This is a genomic window from Streptomyces sp. NPDC052016 (genome assembly GCF_044548445.1).
Classification (GTDB): domain Bacteria; phylum Actinomycetota; class Actinomycetes; order Streptomycetales; family Streptomycetaceae; genus Streptomyces.
Genome location: NZ_JBIUBX010000027.1, coordinates 1 through 20,980 on the forward strand (window position 1 = coordinate 1; position 20,980 = coordinate 20,980).

Sequence of the window (20,980 nt, forward strand, 5' to 3'; positions counted from 1 at the left end):
GGCGCGGACGCTGCCCGTGGGACCGCCGGAGACGGTGATCCACTCCTCGTCGACGGCGGGCTTGTCGATCTCGCCGGACTGCACCTCGTCCACGGCCTTGCGGCCCTCCGCCGGCGGCAGGTCGAACAGGTACGGCGGGTTGGCGGTCGCCTCGGCGAACGCCGCGGCCTCGGGTTCCAGCACCGGTCGAACCGGCTCGACGACGTCGGACATGGCTGTCTCCTGCTGTTATCGGTGTGCGCTGTCTTGCCCCGCCACGCTATTTCCGCCGGGCTTGCGGACATTGCCCGCGCGCGCACCGGCACTTTCCCCACAGCGCACTGACGTCCCGTGCACGGTGAGGACTTACGCAGTGCGCTCACGGAACACGGCGCGAACCGCGGGCACGTTCGGATGGTGGGTGAACCAACCGCCGTGCGTCGCACAGGAAGACGTGAATCAAATGATCGGGGTTACGGGATCACGGGGTTACGGATTCACGGGGTCACGGGGTCACGGGGTCACGGGGTCACGGGGTCACGGGAGGGATGTCACACCGGGACCTGGCCGCCCGCATCGGTCCGCGGCCGCCGGGTGATCGACGCCGGTCAAGGCCACCACGCTCCAGGGCGAGGGCCGGAGGACCTGCACCCGGCACTTCCTGCGCGAACGCAACCGCATCGCGTACCGCCGTTTCCCGCGGACACGGGCAGGAGATCGACGATCTCACCCGGTGGATCGAAAAGGCGCACCCCGAGGACGGCGGCGAATGGCTGCGCCTCAACGGGGAGGCGAAAACCTCCCCTGGGCGGCCGCCGATTTCCAGCACTTCACCCGGCCCCGGCCGGAACTCGCCGAACGCGAGCCAGAATCCGAGAAGGCCGTCCGGCTCCTCGTGGAGAACGCGCGCCCCCGTCCGTGCGGAACCGTCTCCGCCGCTCGCGGTCACCGCGGTGACCACGCACCGCGCCTCCCGGCCCGGACGCGTCGTACGCACGGCCGCGGAGGTGAGGCGCGAGCTCAGCGGCGCCCGGCGGCGTCCCGCCACTCCCGGGGCGACATCCCGTAGGCGGCGCGGAAGACGCGGCTGAAGTGGGTGGGGCTCGTGAAACCCCACCGGCCCGCCACCGCCGCTATGGTGCGGCTTCCCCGCCCGTACCGCGTCAGGTCGCGCCGGCACTCCTCCAGGCGGCGGCGCAGGATCCAGCGGCCGACCGTGGTGCCCTCGTCCTGGAACAGCTTGTGCAGGTAGCGCACGGATATGTGGTGCGCTCGGGCGATGGCCTCTGGGGAGAGGTCCGAGTCGGTCAGGTGGAGTTCGACGTACTCCATGATCCGGCCCAGTACCGGCGCCTGCCCGTCCGGTGAGCCCGGCGCGTGGGCGGCCAACTGCTCGGCGGCCAGGGTCGCCAGCATGCTCACGGCGTTCGAGGCGAGCATCTCGCCGACCGGCGGCCGGGCCTCGAACGCGGTGCGGGCGAGGTCGGCCAGCAGCGGCGAGAGCAGCGTGCCGAGCCGGGACGCACGGGGCACCGGCGTCCGCGTGATCCGCCGTGCGTCGGCGGGCGTCAGCGCCAGCAGGTCGCCGGGGACCAGGAACACCGTCGCCCGGAACCGCTCGGGGAAGTCGAGGATCGCCGGTTGGTGGGCGTCGTAGAAGCAGAGGTCGCCCGGCGCGAGGTGCACGGCGACGGGGTCGGTGCCGGGCGGGGCGGGAGCGCTCCGCAGGCCCACGAAGAGGTACGCGCCGGCGTCGGTCGCGTGAATCCGGTGCGCCGGGTCCGCCGCCCGGGCCCCCGGCAGCCGGCCGGGGCCCCGCTCACCGGTCACGATCTCGACGCCCAGGGGCGTCCGGCAGACGCGTGTGTCGATGGCGCTGGTAGTGGACATCCGCTGTTGCCTCCGGAACGACTGTCGGTCTCGTCGCCCGGACGGTAGACCGGGAGAAGTGCAAAAAGAGTGACAGCGCGGTGACCACCCCTGCTCAGGGCCCCGGAACACCGTCGGCGAGCCTCCGGAACGCCTCCCTCCGCGGCGGGTTCGACGGGCGGGCCGCAGGGGGGCCGTGCCGCGCGGAACAGCCCGGGCGCGGCCCGGTGACGACACGGGCGTCGCCCGGTTGCAGAAGGACGGACGGGCGCCGGCGGTTCGCGCGGTACGCAACGACCCTGCGCCGACCCGATGACCTCACGAGCGCTCGGCCGCCTCCGAGAGACGCCCGCCGGACGCGCCAACCAGCACCGGCACCCCACAGCCGCACAGGCCAACCAGTACCAACACCCCACAGCCGCCCAGGCCAACCAGTACCAACACCCCACGGCCGCACGGGCCAACCGATACCGTCGCCCCACGGCCGCGCGGGCCAACGCACCGGCGCCCCGCCGCCGGCGCTCCTCACCCGGTGGCCTCGACGCCCTCCGTCGCGGCGCGTTCCGCTGCGAACGCGCGCAGCAGGTCGTGCAGCGTGTAGTGGCCCGGCGCGTGCTCCGTGAGCAGGTGGGCGTCGGCGAGCTCCCCCAGGAGCAGACGGGTGCGGCGGACCGGCAGGCCGGCGAGCGCCGCGGCGGCGGCCGGGGTGACATCGGGGCCGGTGTGCCGGGGCAGCAGGCGGAACAGGTGGGCGCTCTCCGGAGGCAGGAGGCGGTAGGAGCGCAGGAAGGCGGAGCGGACGTCGGACGTGGTGGCGGGGGTGGTGCCGGGGGCGGAGAAGACGTCGAGCGTGCCCGCGGCGTCGCGCAGTTCCGCGGCGACGGATGCCAGGGACACGTCCCGTCGGCCGGTGACGCGGGCGGCGACGGCGGCCAGGGCGAGCGGCAGCCGGCCGCACCGGGCGACGATCTCGTCGGCGGCGTGGGGCTCGGCGGCCGGGCGGTCGAGGCCGATCCGCAGGGCCAGCGCCTCCCGTGCGTCCTCCGCGGAGAGCGGCTCGAGGCGCAGCGGGCGGGCGCCGGAGGCGACCATGCCGGGGAGGGCGTGGCGGCTGGTGACCAGCGCGAGACAGCCCGGTGCGGCGGGCAGCAGCGGACGCACCTGCTCGGTGCCGACGGCGTCGTCGAGAACCACGAGGACGCGTCGGCCGGCCAGCAGGGTGCGGTACAGGCCGGTCATGGCGGCCAGGCCGGCCGGCATGCGCGGCGCGGGGACGCCCAGCGCCATGAGCATCCCGCGCAGCGCCTCCTCCGGCTCCACGGCGGGCCCCGACGGATCGAACCCCCGCAGCCCGACGTGCAGTTGGCCGTCCGGGAAGCAGTGGGCGGCGCGGTGAGCCCAGTGCTCGGCGAGGGTGGTCTTGCCGACGCCCGCCATCCCGCCGATCAGCACGGCCGCGGGTGGTTCCGAACCGCCCGCCGCGGTTCCGGCCGCCGATCCCGCCTGGGCCGTCAGCCACTCCAGTTCGGCCCTGCGTCCGGCGAAGGCAGGTGGGTCGGGGGGCAGTTGGGCCGGTCGCGCGGCAGGGGGCAGCGCGGCCGTCCCGGGTACGGCGGCCACGTGGACCATGGGCGCCTCCCGTCCGACGTCCACGGTGGGCCCGGACGTCAGCCGCCCCACCTCCTGGCGCAGTACCCGGGTGTGCGCCGCCGCGAGTTCGGCGCCGGGGGCGATGCCGAGCTCCGCCGTCAGCCGGCGGCGGACGTCCTGGTACGCCGTGAGGGCCTCGGCCTGCAGACCGCAGGCCGCGAGGGAGAGGACCAGCCGGGCGTGGAGCGGCTCGTCGAGGGGGTCGAGTGCGGTGGCCCGGCGCAGGGCGGGCAGGACCTGCTCGACGCGGCCGCACAGCAGGGCCGCGTCGGCCGCCAGTCCCGCCGTGTTCAGGAGTTCGCGCTCGACGGCCGTGAACTGCACGTGCTCGCGCACGGTGGCGGGTATCCCCATCGCCACCGGCCCGCGCCACTCCCCCAGCGCCTCGGTGAAGCGCAGGGCCGCCGTCTCGGGCCGCCCGGTGGCCGCCGCCCGCTTGCCCTGCCGGGTCAGTTCACGGAAACGCAGCAGGTCGACCTCGTCCCGGTCCGCCTCCAGGAGGTAGCCGCCGGGGCGGCGGAGCAGGCGCCTGCCGGGGGCGCGGGGCGGCAACTCCGGCTCCAGCAGCCGCCGTAGCGCACCGGCGTAGCGGCGCACGACGTTCAGTGCGCTGGCGGGCGGGCGTTCGGCCCACAGCACGTCGAGGATCTCGCTCGTCGGCACGGGCCGGCCGGTGTGGGCCAGGAGCAGGGCGAGGAGGGCGCGTTGCTGGGGGAACCCGAGGTCGAGTTCGTGTTCCCCCCGCCACGCCCGAACCGGCCCCAGCACCTCGAACCGCATCGCCTCGCCCCGCTCCGTCGCCGGCTCCCCGGCGCCCGGTGCAGGAACGCGTCCCAGGGGGGTGCCACCGGGCACGGCGGTGGGGTCAGCAGGCGCCGGCACGGCCGTCCCGTCCGGTCAGGCGGTCCTCGACCCGCTCGGCGTCGGGGTGGCCGAGGCTCCGGAGCAGGGTGAGTGCCTCCGCCCAGGCGGTGCGGGCCCCGTCCTCGTCGCCCATGGCCCGGTGGGTGTCGCCCATGCGGGTGAGGATGTCGGCCTCGAGGTAGGGCACGCCGAGTTCGCGCAGGAGGGCGAGGGCGTTGCGGTAGCCGAGGAGGGCGTGCGGGTGGCGGCCGAGATGGTGGTGGGCGTAGGCGATGCTGTCCCAGGTGGCGGCCTGGCCGTAGCGGTCGCCGAGTTCCTGGAGCGTGGTCAGGGCTTCGAAGCAATGTGTCAGGGCCTGCCGGTACTGGCCGAGCAGGGCGTGGTACCAGCCGACGGAGTTCAGGACGCCGGCCTGCGCGGCGCGGTCGCCGAGGGTGCGGAACAGGCGGAGGGCGAGCTGGTTGTGGTGCAGGGCGCCCGGAAGGTCGCCGCGTTGCTCGTGCTCCCAGCCGAGGCTGCGATGGGTGTTGGCGCGGCCGGTGTCGTCGCCCAGTTCGGTGAAGAGGGCCAGGGCCTTGTGGAGGCGGGGGACGGCCGCGCCGTGCAGGCCGAGCCGGCCTTCGATGCGGGCGAGTCCGCGCAGCCCGCGGGCCTCCATGACGGGGTCGGCGAGCCGCAGGGCGGCCTCGAGGGCGGTGCGCTGGACGGCGAGCCCGTCGTGCCAGTGGCCGCGCCGGTCGAAGAACGGCTCCAGGGACCAGGCGAGATGGCAGGCGAGCCGTTCGTGCCCGCGGGCGGCGGCCGAATCGACGACGGCGAGCAGCGCGGCGTGCTCGGCGCTGAGCCAGGCCAGGGCACGGTGATCGTCGGCGAGCGGCTTGGGCTGCACGCCCTCGGGCGGGGGCGGCGGGGGCAGCGGGTCGGAGCTGGGCGCGAGCAGCCGGTCGGCGGCGTGGGCGGTGTGCACGTAGTGGTGGTAGAGCCGGTGCAGGGCCTCCTGCCGCTCGTCCTCGGTGTGCTGTTCGGCGACGAGTTCGCCGGCGTGGGCGCGCAGCAGGTCGTGGAAGGCGTAGCGGCCGGGACTGTGTTCGGTGACGAGGTGCAGGCCGGTGAGCTCGGCCAGCAGCGGCCGGGTCCGGCGTATCGGCACACCGGCCAGCGCGGCCGCCGCCGGCAGGGCGAAGTCGGGGCCGGGGTGCAGGGCGAGCAGCCGGAACAGTCGGGCGGCCTGGTCCGAGATCTCCCGAGAGGACCAGGAGAACACCGTGGCCACGTCGACGGAGGCGTCGGAGCGGGCGAAGGCGTCGAGGCTGCCGTGGGCCTCGCGCAGTTCGGCGGCTACGGCCGCGAGCGGGAAGCCGGGGTGGGCGGCGGCGCGGGCGGCGACGCAGGCGAGGGCGAGGGGCAGTCCGGCGCACAGCTCGCCGATCTCGCGGGCGGCGTGCGGCTCGGCCTCGACCCGCTCCGCGCCCAGGCGGCGGACGAGGAACTCCCGCGCCTGACGTGCGTCGAACGGCTTCAGGGTGAGGGTGTGGGCGCCGTGGGCGGCGACCAGCCCCGACAGGTCGTCGCGGCTGGTGACGAGGGCGAGGCAGCCGGGTGAGCCGGGCAGCAGCGGCCGTACGTGCTCGCTGTCGCGGGCGTTGTCCAGGACGACGAGGACGCGCCGCCCGGCCAGCACAGTGCGGTAGAGCGCGGTCTGCGCGTCCAGGCCGTGGGGAACGCGTTCCGGCGGCACCCCGAGCGCGTCCAGGAAGCCGCGGACGGCCTCGCCCGGCTCCATGACGGCGCCGGACGGGTCGAAGCCGCGCAGGTTGACGTAGAGCTGCCCGTCGGGGAAGCGGTCGGCGACGCGGTGGGCCCAGTGCACGGCGAGGGTGGTCTTGCCGACGCCGGCCATGCCGCCGATGGCGCTGATCACGACGGTGCCGGCCGGCTGCCCGGCCCCGCCGGACGCAGCGAGGATCGCGTCCAGCTCGGCGTGGCGTCCGGTGAACGCCGGTATGCCGGGGGGGAGTTGAGCAGGAGTGGCGAGGGCCGCCACGGGGGTGCCCGGTGCCCCGCCGCCGCCGGTCGCCCCGGTCGAGGTCCCCGCGCCGTCGGCGGGAGCGCCGCGCAGCACGGTCTCGTGCGCCTCGCACAGCTCCGGCCCCGGGTCGATCCCCAGCTCCTCGGCCAGCCGCCGCCGTACGGCGTCGTAGGCGCCCAGCGCCTCCGGCCGGCGGCCCGCCGCCGCGAGGGCGAGGAGGAGGCCGGCCTGCACGGGCTCGTCCAGCGGGTGCTCGGCGGCCGCGACGCGCAACTGCGGCAGCACCGCGTCCGGCGTTCCCGCGCGCAGGGCCGCCTCGGCCGCCTCCCGTACGGCCGACAGCCGTTCCCGGACGACGGCGTCGAACGCCGGGTGCGCGCGGGCCGCTTCGGGGATGCCGGCGGCGACCGGTCCCCGCCACAGCGAGAGTGCCTCGGTGAGCAGTTCCACCGCCCGCGCGGGTGACTCGTCCGCGCTCCGTCGCGCCGCCTCCCGCAGCGTGCGGAACCTCAGCAGGTCCAGGGAGTCACCGGGTGTCACGAGCCGGTATCCGCCGGCGTCCCGCACCAGCCAGCGTCCTTCGGCGCGCGCGGCGAGCGAGGGCTCCAGCAGGCGTCGCAGCGAACCCACGTGCCGGCGCACCACGTTGACGGCGCTGCGGGGCGGACTCGTCCCCCACAGCACGTCGACGATCTCGTCCACGGCGACCGGCTGCCCCGCCCTGACCAGCAGCAGTGCGAGGAAGGCGCGCTCCTGCGGCCCGCCCGGCTCCAGTTCCGTCTCTCCCCGCCAGACCCGCACGGGTCCCAGGACCGCGAACCGCACCGGCTCCAGCGGCACGTCAACCCCCTCCGGTGATCCTCCCCGGACGTCGACTGTACGTCACCTGGAAAGTTACCGAGAGTTACGTCCGAGGGGCGGGCACCGCGGGAGGGCTCACCGCGTCTTCGCGCGCTTGAGCGCGTGCACCAACGCCCGATGGATCTCGTCGGGCAGCCAGCGGCAGTGGGCGCCCTGCACCACGTACTCCGCGACTTCCCGCAGTTTGGTGTTGGTGTGCTGGGAGATCTCCTTCAGGACCTCCCAGCCCTGCTCGGGACGGAGGTGGCCGACGGCGATGACCACGCCGATCGCCTGGTCGACGACGGTGTGGGAGACGACGGCGTGCCTGAGCTGGCCGATCTCCTCCTCGAGGGCGTCGATCCGCTCGTTGAGCTCCTCCTCCGTGGCCATGCTGAACCGCCTCTCACTCCTGTTACGAGATCCGCGCGGCCGGGTCCACGGAGATCACGTCGATCCCTCCCAGCGTGCCTGCCGCGAGCCGCGGCGGCGGCACGCACGACGAAGACCCTCGCCGCCGTCAATCCAGAAAACGAATGCGCGCCCCGATGCGGGGCAGGAGTGCGTGGCGGGCGGCCGGCGCTCCGCCACTCCCCCAGGGCGTGGGCGGGCACCGCCGGGCGTCGTGCCCCGCACGGTGCGGGGCGGCCCCACGGAAACGGACGAGGCGTTTGATGGACACGCTGCTCTTCGACAGTGACGACCTGGGCCTGACCGAGGACTTCCTCAGCCGGGCCTACGCACGCATGAGCATCGGCAGCAGCGACCCGGCGGCCGGCCGGGCACGGATCGTCCGCACGGCCATCCCCTCGGTGAGCGTGGACGAACTCGACCTCGGGTTCGAGATGAGCTACTCCGTCACCCCTCTGGGCCGGATCTGCCTCTGCCTCGTCCACGAGGGCACCATCCGGGACCACGTCTTCGACGGCGTCGAGGACTCCTTCGGCCCCGGTGACGTGGTGTCCTTCGCGCCGCCGGACCTGCCCTACTCGGGCCGGGTCTGCAACGCCCGGTACAACATCACGATGCTGGACCCCGGCCTGCTCGACCAGGTCGCCGCCGGGGCTCCCGGGCGCAAACCCGAACCGGTCCGGCTGACCGGTCACCGGCCCCACTCCCCGGCCGCGGCACAGCACCTCCGCCACACCATCGGCTACCTGCGCGACCACGTCCTGGCCGACCCCGGTCTCGCCGGCCAGCCCCTGATCGCGTCCACCGCCGCCCAGCACCTGGCGGCGGGGGTCCTGGCCACCTTCCCCAACACGGCGTTCACCGACCCCACCGCGACCGACCGCAACGACGCCCGTCCCGCCACACTGCGCCAGGCTCTCGCCTACATCGACGACCACGCCGACGAGCCCCTCACCGTCGCCGACATCGCCGAGGCCGCGCACGTCACCGTCCGGGCCCTCCAGTACGCCTTCCGACGCCACATGGAGACCACCCCGCTGGCCCATCTGCGCCGGGTCCGCCTGTCCCACGCGCACGCCGACCTCCTGGCGGCGACCCCGCAGGACGGCACCACGGTCGCCGACATCGCGGCCCGCTGGGGCTTCTTCCACCCGGGCCGCTTCGCCGCCCAGTACCGCAGGACCTACGGCCGGGCACCGCACCGGACCCTCGCCGACTAGGCGTGACCAGGAGCGGGAGCACGCTCCCCGGCCGTCGCCCGGGTGCCGGAGCGCGGTCGGCAGGGCCGGTTCGCGGCCGTGACCGCACCGGCCGGGGCCGGGAGCGTCCCGTCGGGCGGCAGGCCGCCTCCGCTCCCTTCACCCGGACGGACCTATGCGCTGGTCCCGGAGCGGAAGGGGTGGTCCCGTGGAGTGAGCGCCGTCAGCGGCCTGTCCCCGCGTCGGGGACCGACCCGTAGGAGGTCACCGTCATGGCCCGGCACACGAAGTCGTGGAGCGAACGTGAGCGCGACCGTTCCACGCTCACCCACAAGGTCGGCTACGCCCTGACGCACCCCGGCCAGGTCGCCCCGTACCTCCGGCGCGCCACCAGAGACAGGTGGCTGCGCCTCAGGCATCCCGACCACGTCGGCTACTACCGGGCGGTGATGGCCTCCGACACGCGGCGCAACGCGGAGGCCGCCGTCGGGAGCCGGACGCACGAGCGCTGGCTGGCGCTCGGGCGGATGCAGTTCGACTACCTCGTCGGACACGGTCTCCTGCCCGAGCACAGGATGCTCGACATCGGCTGCGGCAACCTGCGCGGAGGCTGGCGGTTCATCGACTACCTCGACACCGGCCACTACTACGGCATCGACATCTCGCCCGACATCCTGCTCGCCGCCAAGAGGACGCTCACCGAGCGCCGGCTCCAGCACAAACTGCCGTACCTCACCCTCACCGGCGACCTCACGCTGGACTTCCTCCCCGGCGACCGCTTCGACGTGGTCCACGCGCACAGCGTCTTCTCCCATTCCCCGCCGCAGGTCATCGACGAGTGCCTCGCCCACGTCGGGCGCGTCCTGACGGACCAGGGGTTCTTCGACTTCACCTTCGACCGCACCGAGGGCACCGAGCACGAGGTACTGCGCGAGGACTTCTACTACCGTGCCGAGACCCTTCTCTCCCTCGCCCGCGAGCACGGCCTGCACGCGCGGCTGATGGACGACTGGGAACAGCTGCCGCACGGCCAGTCGAAGATCCGGGTGCGCCGCTCACCGCCGCCCGCGTGAGACCGGGCCCGGGACGCCGGTGCACGGGCCGCGCGGTCACTGGCCCTCGGGCACCTCGATGATGTCGCCCTTCTCGTCGAGGGTGTGGGTGCTCCAGTACTCGTCCCACTTGTCGCCGACGTGCTCGGGAACCTTTCCTTCCGGATAGCGCGCGTACCCCGCCGGCGGCTGCTCGCCGTCGGGCACGCACGCGCTGCCCGTGCTGCCGACCGCCAGGACCGGGTACTCGCCGCCGCCGCAGCTCGCCTCCTCGATGGAGCAGCCGGTGAGCAGCACGGCGGTCAGGCCGGCCAGGGCGAGACCCAGGGCGGACCTCCCCGCACCACGGCTGACGGCGGACGACGGGCTCTGAACGCTGCTGACGCTTCGCACTGACGGCTCCCTCTCGCTTGCTTGTGCGACCAGCCTGCGCCCCGGCGGGCAGAGCCCTCATGAGTACCCGTACTCAGGTGCGGTGGGCCGGGCTACCCGAGTCGACCGACCCCGACCCGGCGGCCGCGGTCGCCCCACCGGACGCTGACGGCCACCGGCGCCGGTCCGCCCGGTGAACGGCGAACGGCGGCCGGTCCGCCCGGCGAACGGCGAACCAGGTCCCGGCCCGCCGAGCTGGCCGTCCTGTCGGACGGGGTTGCGGACACCGGCACCTCGCCCCCTGCGAACGGCGAGTGAGGCCGACCGGAGGAGCCCGGCCCGCCCTGACGGCGTCCGCCACCGCGCGTGTCCGCCCGGCGCGCGGCTCCCGCCGTGTCCTCACGTCTACGTGATCCCGGCGGCGAGGGCGCGGAGCGTCAGGCGGGGTACGCGTCGGGTCACGGCCGCCGCCGTCACGCCGACGGCGGCGCCGGCGGCGACGTCGGAGGGGTAGTGGGCGCCGGTGTGGACCCGCTCGAGGGCCACCATCACCGTCGGCACCGCGCACGCCGCGCCCGCCCAGGGCCACACCGCGGCCACGGCGGCGGTGAAGCCGACGGCCGCGGCGGTGTGGCCGGAGGGGAAGGACGAGGAGTCGGGGCGGTCGTGGACCTCCTGGTGCGCGATCCACTCCTCGGGCGGCCTGCGCCGCTCCCACAGCTGCTTGACCACGCAGTTGGACACGGTCTCCGCCACCGCCATGCTGAGCAGGCCCGACGCCGCGGCCCGGCGCCCCCGCGATCCGCCGGCCGTGGCCATGAGGAGGGCGGCGCCCCACCACAGCTTGGTGTGCTGTGCCGCCTCCTCCACCGCCGGCAGCAGGCGCCGCGCGCAGGACGACCGCCATGACGCCACCCGCCGGGTGAGGCGGTGGTCCTCCTCCCGGAGATCCACCCGAAGATCCGTCAACACGCTCACCACCTGCACCTCCCCCGTCCGGCCCGGACCCGGCACGGCCACCTGCCGACCCCGCTCATCCCAGACGACGCTGGTCCTCCTCGGTCCAGGCACGGGTGTCCCGGGGCGGCACGTACGGTTCCTCGTCGTGCGGCAGTCCGCCCGCGACGGCGCGCTGGCGGGCCATCTCCGCGTCGAACTCCAGGCCGAGCAGGATCGCGATGTTGCTGATCCACAACCACACCAGGAAGACGATCACACCGGCGAGCGTGCCGTAGGTCTTGTTGTAGGAGGCGAAGTTCGCCACGTAGAACGCGAAACCGGCGGAGGCGATCATCCAGATCAGCAGGGCGAGCACACTGCCGGGGGTGATCCAGCGGAAGCCGCGTCCCTTCACGTTCGGCGTCGCCCAGTACAGGAGCGCGATCATGAGGGTGACCAGGACGACCAGCACGGGCCACTTCGCGATCGACCACACGGTCAGGGCGGTGTCCCCGATGCCCAGCGCCTCGCCGGCCCGGCTGGCCAGGGCCCCGGTGAACACCACGATCAGCGCGCTGACCACGGCCAGCACGAGCAGCACCACCGTTACGCCGACGCGCACCGGCAGCACCTTCCACACCGGGCGGCCCTCCGGCATGTCGTACACGGCGTTGGCGCTGCGGATGAAGGCGGCGACGTATCCGGAAGCCGACCACACCGCGAGGACGATACCGACGAGCGCCATGATGGAGCCGATTCCGCCCCGGCCCTGGAGCTGCCGCACCGCGTCGCTGATGATGTCCCGGGCCGAGCCCGGGGCCAGGTTCTGGAGGTTCCGCAGCACCTCGTCCGTGGCGGACCTGCCCGAGATGCCCAGCAGGGACACCAGGACGAGCAGGGCGGGGAACAGCGACAGCACGCCGTAGTAGGTCAGGGCGGCCGCGCGGTCGGTGAGCTCGTCGTCCTTGAACTCCTTCACCGTGCCCTTGAGCACCGCTGCCCAGGAGCGCTTCGGCAGGTCGGTCGGCTCGTCCGGGGCCCGCTGCTCCACCTGCTCGTCCGGCCCCGGCTGCTGTGCGTCCGTCCCGGGCGTCGGCCGGGATCTCGATGTCCGTGACATACCACCGGAGTAACCCCCAGCGTCCGCCTCATGCGTCGGTACGGCGGTCGGCCGACGCAGGGGCCCGCCGAGATCCTGCCCACAGCCGACGCAGGTCGGACGGGGTTCGGGGTATCCGCTGTTTCCGGGAGGCGACAGTCAGTGGGAGGGAGCGCGAATGATCAGGCGATCCGGCTGCCGGAGTCCCCGGCGTCCTCGTGGATGCGTGTCGCCGCCGCGTCGCAGAAGGCCTCCAGGCCCTCCAGCAGCGCGACCCGCTTGGCGGCGGGCATCACCGCCAGCACCGCCTGCAGCTGCTGCTCCCTGCGCGCGCGCAGGTCCGCGAGGAAGGCCCGCCCCCTGTCGCTGAGGCGCAGCCTCAGCTCGCGCCGGTCGGCGGGGCTGACCACGCGCTCGACGAAGCCGGCGGCCTGCAGCCGGTCGCACAGGCGGCTGGTCGACGGCGGCGTGGAGGCGAGGGAGTCGGCGAGAGTGCGCAGATTGATCCCCTCGTGGTGCTCGAGGATCAGCAGCACGCGCAGCTGGGAGGCGGACGCCGGAGCGGTCGAGGCCCGGCCCCACAGGACTTCCAGCAACTCCGCGGCCGTCGAGGTCAGCCGTGCGACTTCCTCGGGCTCCGGGCGGTGGCGGAAGGCAGTCACGGTCACACTCTCGCAGGCACTGGGACGACCGCCAGCGTACTAGGGCGCGTCAGCGAAGTGGCGCCTGTCCCGCGACGCCGGGCACGCGTGCCGGCGGGAGGTGACCCCGCGGCGAACGCGCGGCCGCGACGAGGGCCTCGTGCTGCCGACGAGGCCCGAGAAACTTACACGAGAGGTTGGTGTGTTGACCATGAGGAACGGCCTGGCGACCGTGGAGCGTGCTCTGCGGACGGCGGCGGCCCACGAGTTGCCCGACGCGGTCCGCGGTGTCCTGGTCGAGCGGTACGCGGCGGACTCCGTCGAGCTGTACCTGGCCGACTACGGGCTCACGGTGCTGCAACCGGTGTCCGTGCCGCCGGACGCCGGGCAGCCGGTGCCGGTGCACGACAGCCCGGCCGGCCGGGCCTTCGGCGCGCAGGAGCCGTTCGTGGAACCGGTCGGGGGCGGACGGGTGCGCGCGCACCTGCCCGTCACCGTGCGCGGCGACCGGCTCGGTGTGCTGACGATGACGCTGCCGGGTCACGGGGACGGCGTCCTGGCCGAGTTGGCGGAGATCGCGCAGGTGCTCGGGCACGAACTGATCGTGGCCGAGCGGGACACCGACCTGTATCTGCGGGCGAGACGCAGAGACCGGCTCACCCTGGCCGCGGAGATGCAGTGGGACCTGCTGCCGGGCCGTTCCTGCACCGGCCCGGAGTTCGACCTGGGCGCCCAGCTGGAGCCCGCCTACGCGGTCTTCGGCGACAACTACGACTGGTCCGTGACGGCCGACCGCCTGATGCTGTACGTCACCGACGGCATGGGCGAGGGCATGGAGGCCGCCCTGCTGACCAGCCTGACCGTCAACGCCCTGCGCAACGCACGGCGGGCCGGCATCCCCCTGGCCGACCAGGCCGCGCTGGCGGACCAGGCCGTCCACGCCCACTACCGGGGCCGCTGCCACCTGTCGGTCCTCATGATCGACGTCGAACTCGCCACGGGACGCGCCCAGGTGGTCGACGCCGGCTCCCCGAGGATGCTGCGGCTGCGGAACGGGACCGTGGAACGCGTCCGCTTCGACGCCCAGCTGCCGCTGGGCATGTTCGAGGAAACCGACTACGTGGCGCAGGAGTTTCGGATCGAGCCCGGTGACCGGCTCGTCCTCGTCAGCGACGGCGTCCACGCGCTCGCCTCCCCCGACGCGGAGGCGTCCGCGGACGCCTCTCTGGCGAGGGCGATCCTGTCCACCCGTCTGCTGCCCGCGGCCGAGGTGCCGCACGCCGTCCTGCGGGAGTCGGCCCGCCGCGGCGGCCGGCGGGTCCCGGACGACGACGCCCTGGTGGTCTGCCTGGACTGGCGCGGCCGCTGATCCTCGGGACCTGCGTCCGGGCCGGTACGGCCGCCGGTCCGCGTACGCCCCCCACGGCACCTGCGCCGTTCCGCGCGCCACGGCGGTTCGGGCCGCGGCGCGCGCGGCCTCCGCGGCCAGGTGACCCGCCCTGTCGCATCAGCGCCCGCACGGCGTCGCCGTCGACCGTCTCGCCGCGCACGGTCAAGTGGCCCGCCAGGACGTCGATGTCGACCTTCAGCAAGCGCGTGCCGCGTCGGCGCGAGGTGTCCGTGCGCCGGGGTGTGAGCCGTCGCCCGCCGTCCGCGCGCCCCCGTTGCCGCTTGTCACCGCCCCTGTCGGCGCACTACTGTCACCACGCCTTGGTGAACGGGAAATCCGGTGTGATGCCGGTGCGGCCCTCGCCACTGTGATCGGGAAGTCCGGCTCCGGCCCTCACGGGCAGCCACTGGGTCCTCGGACCCGGGAAGGCGGAGCAAGGGCGGTGGTACCCGTCAGCCAGGAGACCGGCCAAGGCGTGTCAACCATCCACGAGGTGCTGGAGAGGGTCTGCTGAGCCATGCACATAGCCGAGGGTTTCCTTCCTCCGGCGCACGCGGTCGCCTGGGGCGTCGCGTCGGCGCCGTTCGTCGTCCACGGAGTCCGCGCACTCACCCGCGAGGTCCGTGAACACCCCGAGAGCACGCTGCTCCTCGGCGCCTCCGGCGCCTTCACATTCGTCCTGTCCGCGCTGAAGCTTCCCTCGGTGACGGGAAGTTGCTCCCACCCCACCGGCACCGGTCTGGGCGCCGTCCTCTTCCGGCCGCCGATCATGGCGGTCCTGGGCACCATCACCCTGCTGTTCCAGGCACTGTTGCTCGCGCACGGCGGCCTGACCACGCTCGGCGCCAACGTCTTCTCGATGGCCATCGTCGGACCGTGGGCCGGTTACGGGATCTACCGGCTGCTGCGGCGGTACGACGTGCCGCTGATGGTCGCGGTGTTCTTCGGCGCGTTCGTCGCCGACCTGTCCACGTACTGCGTCACCAGCGTGCAGCTGGCGCTGGCGTTCCCGGACCCGGGCAGCGGGTTCCTGGGCGCGCTCGGCAAGTTCGGCTCCATCTTCGCCGTCACGCAGATCCCGCTCGCGGTGAGCGAGGGCCTCCTCACGGTGTTCGTGATGCGGCTGCTCGTACAGTCCAGCAAGGGCGAACTGACCCGGCTCGGCGTGCTCGTGGCCGGGAAGCGGGCGCAGGCCGGGACGGAGGCGATGGCCCGATGAGCCGGAACACGAAGATCAACGCCCTGCTCCTGCTCGTGGTGGTCGCGCTGGCCGTGCTACCGCTGGCCCTGGGCCTGGGCGACCACAAGGAGGAGCCGTTCACCGGCGCCGACGCCGAGGCGGAGACGGCGATCACCGAGATCGATCCCGACTACGAGCCGTGGTTCTCGCCGCTGTACGAGCCGCCGTCCGGGGAGATCGAGTCGGCGCTGTTCGCCGTGCAGGCGGCCCTCGGCGCGGGCGTCCTCGCCTACTACTTCGGCCTGCGCCGGGGGCGCCGCCAGGGCGAACTGCGGGTGCGTTCCGGGGCCGGGGCCCAGGACACCGCGGACACCGCGGACACCGTGGGCCCCGAGGGCGCGGAGAACACGGAGAGCGCGGCCGGTACGGAACGTGCGGCCGACGCCGAGAAGTCCGCGCCGGGACGGGTCTGAGCGTCCGTGCTGCCGATCGACGCGGCGGCGCACAGCAGCCGCTGGCGCCGCCGTCATCCCGTGGACAAGGCCGTGCTCGGCCTCGGTCTCACCGTGCTCGCGATCTCGCTGCCGCCCTGGCCGGGCGCGGCCCTGGTCCTGGTGACGGCGCTCGCCGTGCTGCTGGGACCGGCGGGTGTGCCGGCCCGCCGGCTGTGGCGGGCCTACCGGGTGCCCCTGGGCTTCTGCGCCACCGGCGCGATCACCCTGCTCGTCCAGGTGGGCGGGCCCGGCGGGTTCGTGAGCTGGGCCGACGGCGGCGCCGTGCGCGCCGGGGAGCTGATGCTGCGCACCTCGGCCGCCTCCCTCGGCGTCCTGTTGTTCGCGTTCACCACGCCCATGTCGGACCTGCTGCCCCGGCTGGTGCGGGCGGGCGTACCCGCGCCGGTCGTCGACGTCGCCCTGGTGACGTACCGCATGAGCTTCCTGCTGCTGGACTCCGTGCGCCGGATCCGGGAGGCGCAGGCGGCCCGGCTGGGGCACACCTCGCGGGCCGCCGAGTGGCGTTCGTTGGCCGGTCTCGGGGCCACCGCGTTCGTGCGGGCCTTCGGCCGGGCGGCGCGGCTCCAGGCCGGACTGGCCGGGCGCGGCTACGACGGCACGCTGCGCGTCCTGGTCCCCGAGGCCCGCGTCTCCGTCCCCTTCACGGTCGCGGCCTGCGGGCTCCTCGCGACGCTGACCGGCCTGACCCTCGTACTGGAAGGACCCCTGTCATGAGCGAGCTGGTCGCCCTGCGGGGCGCCTCCTTCGCCTACGAGGAGGGCCCCACCGTCCTGGACGGCCTCGACTTCGGGATCCGCGAGGGCCGCGCGCTCGCCCTGCTCGGCCGCAACGGAAGCGGCAAGACGACCCTGATGCGGCTGCTGAGCGGCGGACTGCGGCCGCGCACCGGCACGTTGACGCTCGAGGGGCGGCCGGTGACGTACGACCGCAAGGGGCTGACCCGGCTGCGGACGACCGTGCAGCTGGTGGTGCAGGACCCGGACGACCAGCTGTTCGCCGCGTCCGTCGCGCAGGACGTGTCGTTCGGGCCGCTGAACCTCGGCCTGTCCGACGCCGAGGTGCGGGACCGGGTGGAGGAGGCGCTCGCCGCCCTGGACATCACCGCCCTCTCCGACCGGCCCACCCATCTGCTCTCCTACGGGCAGCGCAAGCGGACCGCGATCGCGGGCGCCGTCGCGATGCGGCCGCGCGTGCTGATCCTCGACGAGCCGACCGCCGGACTCGACCCCGACGGGCAGGAACGCCTCCTCGCCACCCTCGAGGCCCTGCGCGTGTCCGGTACGACGGTCGTGATGGCCACCCACGACGTCGACCTCGCCCTGCGCTGGGCCGACGACGCCGCGCTGCTCACCCCGTCCGGCGCCCACACCGGCCCCGCGGCGGCGGCCCTGGCCCGCACGGACCTCCTCCTGCAGGCGGGACTCCGGCTGCCCTGGGGCATCGCCGCGGCCCGGCTGCTCCGCGCCCAGGGGCTGTTGACCGAGTCCGAGGCCGGCCCGCGCAGCCCGGAGGAGCTGGCCGCGCTGGCGGCGGCGCCCGCCGTGCCCCCGGTACCGGCCGACGGCTGAGCCCCCGGCGCGTCGCGGGCGTGTCGGCGTGGCGCCCGGTGGAACCCGGAGTCACGGAAGGAACCTCCGCCGACGCCCGGGAGGCCCGCGTGTCCCCTACCCCCGACGCCACGTACCGCCGCATCCACCAGGAGGTCACCGACCGGGCCGACGCCCTGTGGAAGGTCGCGTCGGCGCTGCACGGCGATCCCGAGTACGCCTTCGCCGAGCGGCGGGCGGCCGCCCTCCTGACGGGTGAGCTGCGCCGGGGCGGGTTCGAGGTCCACCAGGACGTGGCGGGCATGCCGACCGCCTTCACCGCGCGCTCCGGCGAGGGCCGGCCCGTGGTGGCGCTGCTGCTGGAGTACGACGCGCTGCCCGGCCTGGGGCACGCCTGCGGGCACAACCTGATCGCCGCCGCCGGCCTCGGAGCCGCGCTCGCCGCCCGCGCCGCGCTGGAGCCGGGTGCCGGATCGGTGCTGGCGGTGGGCAGCCCGGCCGAGGAGAACGGCGGCGGCAAGGTCCTGGAGGTGGAGGCGGGCGTCTTCGACGAGGTGGACGCTGCGCTCATGTTCCATCCGGGGGTGTACGACTGGGCCCGGGCACCGCTGACGGCCTCGGAGCAGTACCGCGTCGGTTTCCACGGCCGGGCGGCCCATCCGACGGGCAGTCCCACGGAGGGCATCGACGCGCTCGCGGCCCTCGTCGAGCTGTTCAACGTGCTGTCCGCGCTCGGCCGGCGCCTCCCCGAGGCCTCCCACGTGCAGGGCGTCATCACGCACGGGGGCAAGGCCACCAACATCGTCCCCGAGTACGCGGAGGGCCTGTTCGGTCTGCGCGCGGCCACCACCGGCGCCCTGGACGACCTGGCCGGACAGCTGCGCTCCGCGGCAGCGGGGGTGGCGCAGGCCACCGGCACCCGGTGCGCCGTCGACCGTACCGGGGTCCGCTACGAGCACTTCCGCGACAGCGAGGTGCTCTCCGGGCGCTTCGCCGCGCACCTGGGCCGTGCCGGGATCGCGCTCACCCCGCCCGCGCCCGGCGTGTACCTGGGCTCCTCGGACATCGGCAACGTCAGCGGCCGGGTGCCGGCCATCCACCCGTTCGTCGCGATCATGCGTGAGGACGGCTCCGACCACACGCCCGAGTTCGCCACCGCGGCGGCCTCCGAGCGGGCCCGGCAGGTCCTGTCGGCCGCCGCGGAGGCCCTGGCGTGCACCGCGGTGGACGTCCTGTACGACGCGGAACTGCGGGCCGAGGCCTGGAGCGGGCACCGGGGCACGGTCGGCTCCCCGCGCTGACCGCTGCCGGACCGGTGTGCGGTCTTCGACCGGCTGGAGAAGTCGGGTCTCCGGCAGGTCTCCGGCAGGTCTCCGAGACGGACGCCCGGGACGGCACGAGCGGCGACCGGTGGCGCCGTGCGCGACAACCGGCCTGCTCCGACTCCGGTGAGCCGCCCTGCCCCGCAGGCAGACGGAGAGCACCTCCGCCGAGACGGCGGCGAGCAGGTCGGGCTGCCGGTTCGGCAGTGCGGTTCCCGAAGTCCGCGGTGCTGGGTATGGCCCAAGCCGTCGGTCAGGTACCGGCTCACCCGGCGGCCGGAGGCGAGGGGCGTCACCAGACCTGACGGCCCTGGCACCGCACCCTCTCCACAGGGCGGAGCCTCCCCCCGCGGAGACCACGACTCCGGCCCGCCGCCGCCCTGTTCGGCTGTCACTCTTCGCCCGTACACTCACAAATCACAGGGGTGCGGACACTGTTGACGGGGGGCCAGCCATGTCCGGCGATGGGTACGGCACGCACGACCACACCTACTCCTTCCCGCCCATGCCGCCGATGCCGCCGGCCCCGCCGCCGGCCCCGGCGGACGGCGCGCGGGCCGTCGCGGTGGCGGTCCTCAATCTCGGCGGCCTCGGCCTGGGGTACGCGCTCGTGCGCCGCTGGGGACTCATGCTGCTGTGCTGGATCGCCACGGCCGCCCTGCTGTTCGCGGTGCTGCCGGCCGACCCGGACGGCGTGCCGGTGTTCGCCCTCGTCCTGTACGGCGTGTTCCTCGCGGCCGTGGCGGCGCACGGCGCGCGCGTGGGCCTGCGCGCCCGTCCGACGTGGCCCAGACAGGCGCCCCTCGCCCTCCTGCTCGGGCTCGTCCTGCTCGCCGTACCGGCCGGGGGCGTCGTGCTGTACGACGACGCGCGTGACGAAGCGGTGCAGCAGATGCTGCTCGACCGGCTGGAGCGCGCCGACCGTCTGGTGGCGAAGGCCGGCACACAATCGTTCAGCCTGGGCAGGGACGGCTACCGCCAGGCGGTGGAGGTCTACGAGAACCTGAGCGCCGACCACCCCGGCTCCCGCGCGGCCGACCGGGTGCCCGGCCGGATGAAGACCTTCTACGCGACGGTCGGCGAGGCGTACGCCCAGGGCGACCACTGCGGGGCGATCGAGCCGCTGACCTATCTGCGCACGGTGCCCAGGAGCATGCCCCGGACGGACCTCGGGGAACTGACGGACTGGCCCGACGACCGTCTGGCCACGTCCCTGTACGCGTGCGCGTCGCAGGGCCTCACGGCCGGTGACACCACCTGGGCGTCACAGTTCGGCGAACTGCTGACCACCTTCCCCGAGTCCGACCAGGCCGCGAAGGTGGAACCGGCGGTGCGCGCCGCCGTCACCCGGACGTCGAGGGACCTGCAGGGCAGCGAACCCTGCGGCGCGGTCGAGCGGCTGCGGAGCCTCAGCAGCGAGATCGACGGGCTGCCCGGCGAGGAGGCGGGCGTCGACGACGCCCTGGCCCGTGACGCCCGGCAGGCCACCGCCAACGCGGACTCGGGCGCCTACCTGTGCGGCGTGGACCAGTACAGGGACGGTGACTTCGAGGCGGCGCAGACCACCATGAACACGTTCGTCGAGGCGAACAAGAACCACAAGAACCGGGCCCGCGCCCAGAAGATCGCGATCGCCGCGGAGATCGCCCAGACGGTGCCGGCCGCGGGGAAGAGCCTGCCCACGACCCGTACGGGCGGCAGCATCTCGGTCACCGTGCAGAACGACAGCCCCGACGACATCACGGTGCTCTACACGGGTCCGGTCACCGGAAGTTTCACCCTGAAGGCGTGCGGCAGCTGCACCACGTACTCCTTCAGCAGCACCCTCTCCCCCGGTTTCCAGCCCTGCAGCGACAGCGGCAAGAACTACCCGGAGCGGACCATCAGCCTGCCGCCCGGTACCACGTACTTCCTGCACAAGCCGAACAACGACAGCCTCTCCACGCCCGCCTCGGACACGGCCAAGCTCCGGTCCGGCTACATCTACACGGAGTGCGCCTACGCGACGCAGACGCTGGGGTCCGGCTTCTGACCGCCGGGGAGCCCGCGGTGGCCGGCCGGGACGGGAAGGGAGCCCCGGAC

17 protein-coding genes, 2 pseudogenes and 1 riboswitch are annotated in these 20,980 nt (G+C 74.3%); of the genes and pseudogenes, 10 read left to right on the plus strand and 9 right to left on the minus strand.

Annotation, left to right across the window (positions count from 1 at the left end):
- Positions 1–213: pseudogene (locus ACIHAR_RS29715) on the minus strand (esterase); the annotation flags it as partial.
- 364 nt (positions 214–577) lie between these two features.
- Between ACIHAR_RS29715 and ACIHAR_RS29720 the strand changes: the two are divergent.
- A pseudogene (locus ACIHAR_RS29720) lies at positions 578–883 on the plus strand (amidohydrolase); the annotation flags it as partial.
- Between the two features lie 116 nt (positions 884–999).
- Here ACIHAR_RS29720 and ACIHAR_RS29725 read toward each other — a convergent pair.
- The 4 genes from ACIHAR_RS29725 to ACIHAR_RS29740 all read right to left on the minus strand — a co-directional run bounded on the left by ACIHAR_RS29725 (position 1,000) and on the right by ACIHAR_RS29740 (position 7,624).
- On the minus strand, positions 1,000–1,869 hold the full coding sequence (locus ACIHAR_RS29725) for a helix-turn-helix domain-containing protein (protein ID WP_400022635.1): 870 nt from the start codon (positions 1,867–1,869) through the stop codon (positions 1,000–1,002).
- Positions 1,870–2,373: 504 nt separating this feature from the next.
- Entirely contained in the window at positions 2,374–4,278 is a 1,905-nt protein-coding gene (locus ACIHAR_RS29730; protein WP_400022636.1) for a BTAD domain-containing putative transcriptional regulator, read from the minus strand.
- An 85-nt stretch (positions 4,279–4,363) separates the two neighbouring features.
- Positions 4,364–7,231 (minus strand): AfsR/SARP family transcriptional regulator, encoded by a 2,868-nt coding sequence (locus tag ACIHAR_RS29735; protein WP_400022637.1) that lies wholly within the window; start codon positions 7,229–7,231, stop codon positions 4,364–4,366.
- A gap of 96 nt (positions 7,232–7,327) precedes the next feature.
- Positions 7,328–7,624, minus strand: a complete 297-nt coding sequence (locus tag ACIHAR_RS29740; RefSeq protein ID WP_365470411.1) for an ANTAR domain-containing protein — start codon at positions 7,622–7,624, stop codon at positions 7,328–7,330.
- A 281-nt stretch (positions 7,625–7,905) separates the two neighbouring features.
- On the opposite strand from ACIHAR_RS29740, the gene ACIHAR_RS29745 reads away from it, so the two are divergent.
- The gene (locus ACIHAR_RS29745; RefSeq protein ID WP_365470414.1) at positions 7,906–8,862 is read left to right on the plus strand and encodes a helix-turn-helix transcriptional regulator; all 957 of its coding nucleotides are present in this window, start codon (positions 7,906–7,908) and stop codon (positions 8,860–8,862) included.
- A 251-nt stretch (positions 8,863–9,113) separates the two neighbouring features.
- A complete protein-coding gene (locus tag ACIHAR_RS29750; protein ID WP_400022638.1) occupies positions 9,114–9,914 on the plus strand; it encodes a class I SAM-dependent methyltransferase in 801 nt (266 codons plus the stop codon).
- Between the two features lie 36 nt (positions 9,915–9,950).
- Here the strand turns inward: ACIHAR_RS29750 and ACIHAR_RS29755 are convergent, their stop codons facing one another.
- From ACIHAR_RS29755 to ACIHAR_RS29770, 4 genes are all read right to left on the minus strand, one after another.
- A complete protein-coding gene (locus tag ACIHAR_RS29755; RefSeq protein ID WP_400022639.1) occupies positions 9,951–10,286 on the minus strand; it encodes an SCO0607 family lipoprotein in 336 nt (111 codons plus the stop codon).
- A gap of 384 nt (positions 10,287–10,670) precedes the next feature.
- On the minus strand, positions 10,671–11,243 hold the full coding sequence (locus ACIHAR_RS29760) for a phosphatase PAP2 family protein (protein ID WP_365470420.1): 573 nt from the start codon (positions 11,241–11,243) through the stop codon (positions 10,671–10,673).
- Between the two features lie 55 nt (positions 11,244–11,298).
- Complete coding sequence (locus tag ACIHAR_RS29765) at positions 11,299–12,324, minus strand: YihY/virulence factor BrkB family protein (protein WP_365470423.1); 1,026 nt, start codon at positions 12,322–12,324, stop codon at positions 11,299–11,301.
- A 161-nt stretch (positions 12,325–12,485) separates the two neighbouring features.
- The gene (locus tag ACIHAR_RS29770) at positions 12,486–12,971 is read right to left on the minus strand and encodes a MarR family transcriptional regulator (RefSeq protein WP_365470426.1); all 486 of its coding nucleotides are present in this window, start codon (positions 12,969–12,971) and stop codon (positions 12,486–12,488) included.
- A gap of 184 nt (positions 12,972–13,155) precedes the next feature.
- On the opposite strand from ACIHAR_RS29770, the gene ACIHAR_RS29775 reads away from it, so the two are divergent.
- The 7 genes from ACIHAR_RS29775 (at position 13,156) to ACIHAR_RS29805 (ending at position 20,930) form a co-directional block, all read left to right on the plus strand.
- Complete coding sequence (locus ACIHAR_RS29775) at positions 13,156–14,313, plus strand: PP2C family protein-serine/threonine phosphatase (protein ID WP_365470489.1); 1,158 nt, start codon at positions 13,156–13,158, stop codon at positions 14,311–14,313.
- A gap of 325 nt (positions 14,314–14,638) precedes the next feature.
- Positions 14,639–14,822, plus strand: a riboswitch (cobalamin riboswitch).
- Positions 14,823–14,851: 29 nt separating this feature from the next.
- Positions 14,852–15,553: an energy-coupling factor ABC transporter permease gene (locus ACIHAR_RS29780; protein WP_365470429.1), complete on the plus strand. Its 702-nt coding sequence runs from the start codon at positions 14,852–14,854 to the stop codon at positions 15,551–15,553.
- Positions 15,550–15,987, plus strand: a complete 438-nt coding sequence (locus ACIHAR_RS29785; protein ID WP_400022640.1) for an energy-coupling factor ABC transporter substrate-binding protein — start codon at positions 15,550–15,552, stop codon at positions 15,985–15,987. Before ACIHAR_RS29780 ends, ACIHAR_RS29785 begins: the two co-directional genes overlap by 4 nt.
- Before the next feature lie 6 nt (positions 15,988–15,993).
- On the plus strand, positions 15,994–16,743 hold the full coding sequence (gene cbiQ, locus ACIHAR_RS29790; RefSeq protein ID WP_400022641.1) for a cobalt ECF transporter T component CbiQ: 750 nt from the start codon (positions 15,994–15,996) through the stop codon (positions 16,741–16,743).
- The gene (locus ACIHAR_RS29795) at positions 16,740–17,597 is read left to right on the plus strand and encodes an energy-coupling factor ABC transporter ATP-binding protein (RefSeq protein WP_400022642.1); all 858 of its coding nucleotides are present in this window, start codon (positions 16,740–16,742) and stop codon (positions 17,595–17,597) included. Before cbiQ ends, ACIHAR_RS29795 begins: the two co-directional genes overlap by 4 nt.
- Before the next feature lie 89 nt (positions 17,598–17,686).
- Entirely contained in the window at positions 17,687–18,877 is a 1,191-nt protein-coding gene (locus ACIHAR_RS29800; RefSeq protein ID WP_400022643.1) for an amidohydrolase, read from the plus strand.
- Between the two features lie 475 nt (positions 18,878–19,352).
- A complete protein-coding gene (locus ACIHAR_RS29805; protein WP_400022644.1) occupies positions 19,353–20,930 on the plus strand; it encodes a hypothetical protein in 1,578 nt (525 codons plus the stop codon).
- Positions 20,931–20,980 lie beyond the last annotated feature (50 nt).

What these genes read in the sequence shown, in the direction of transcription:
- ACIHAR_RS29775 (WP_365470489.1), top strand. Translation starts at nt 13,156, where the DNA reads ATGAGGAACGGCCTGGCGACCGTGGAGCGTGCTCTGCGGACGGCGGCG.
- ACIHAR_RS29780 (WP_365470429.1), top strand. Translation starts at nt 14,852, where the DNA reads ATGCACATAGCCGAGGGTTTCCTTCCTCCGGCGCACGCGGTCGCCTGG.
- ACIHAR_RS29740 (WP_365470411.1), bottom strand. Translation starts at nt 7,624, where the DNA reads ATGGCCACGGAGGAGGAGCTCAACGAGCGGATCGACGCCCTCGAGGAG.
- ACIHAR_RS29765 (WP_365470423.1), bottom strand. Translation starts at nt 12,324, where the DNA reads ATGTCACGGACATCGAGATCCCGGCCGACGCCCGGGACGGACGCACAG.
- ACIHAR_RS29795 (WP_400022642.1), top strand. Translation starts at nt 16,740, where the DNA reads ATGAGCGAGCTGGTCGCCCTGCGGGGCGCCTCCTTCGCCTACGAGGAG.
- ACIHAR_RS29730 (WP_400022636.1), bottom strand. Translation starts at nt 4,278, where the DNA reads ATGCGGTTCGAGGTGCTGGGGCCGGTTCGGGCGTGGCGGGGGGAACAC.
- ACIHAR_RS29785 (WP_400022640.1), top strand. Translation starts at nt 15,550, where the DNA reads ATGAGCCGGAACACGAAGATCAACGCCCTGCTCCTGCTCGTGGTGGTC.
- ACIHAR_RS29805 (WP_400022644.1), top strand. Translation starts at nt 19,353, where the DNA reads ATGTCCGGCGATGGGTACGGCACGCACGACCACACCTACTCCTTCCCG.
- ACIHAR_RS29750 (WP_400022638.1), top strand. Translation starts at nt 9,114, where the DNA reads ATGGCCCGGCACACGAAGTCGTGGAGCGAACGTGAGCGCGACCGTTCC.
- ACIHAR_RS29745 (WP_365470414.1), top strand. Translation starts at nt 7,906, where the DNA reads ATGGACACGCTGCTCTTCGACAGTGACGACCTGGGCCTGACCGAGGAC.
- ACIHAR_RS29725 (WP_400022635.1), bottom strand. Translation starts at nt 1,869, where the DNA reads ATGTCCACTACCAGCGCCATCGACACACGCGTCTGCCGGACGCCCCTG.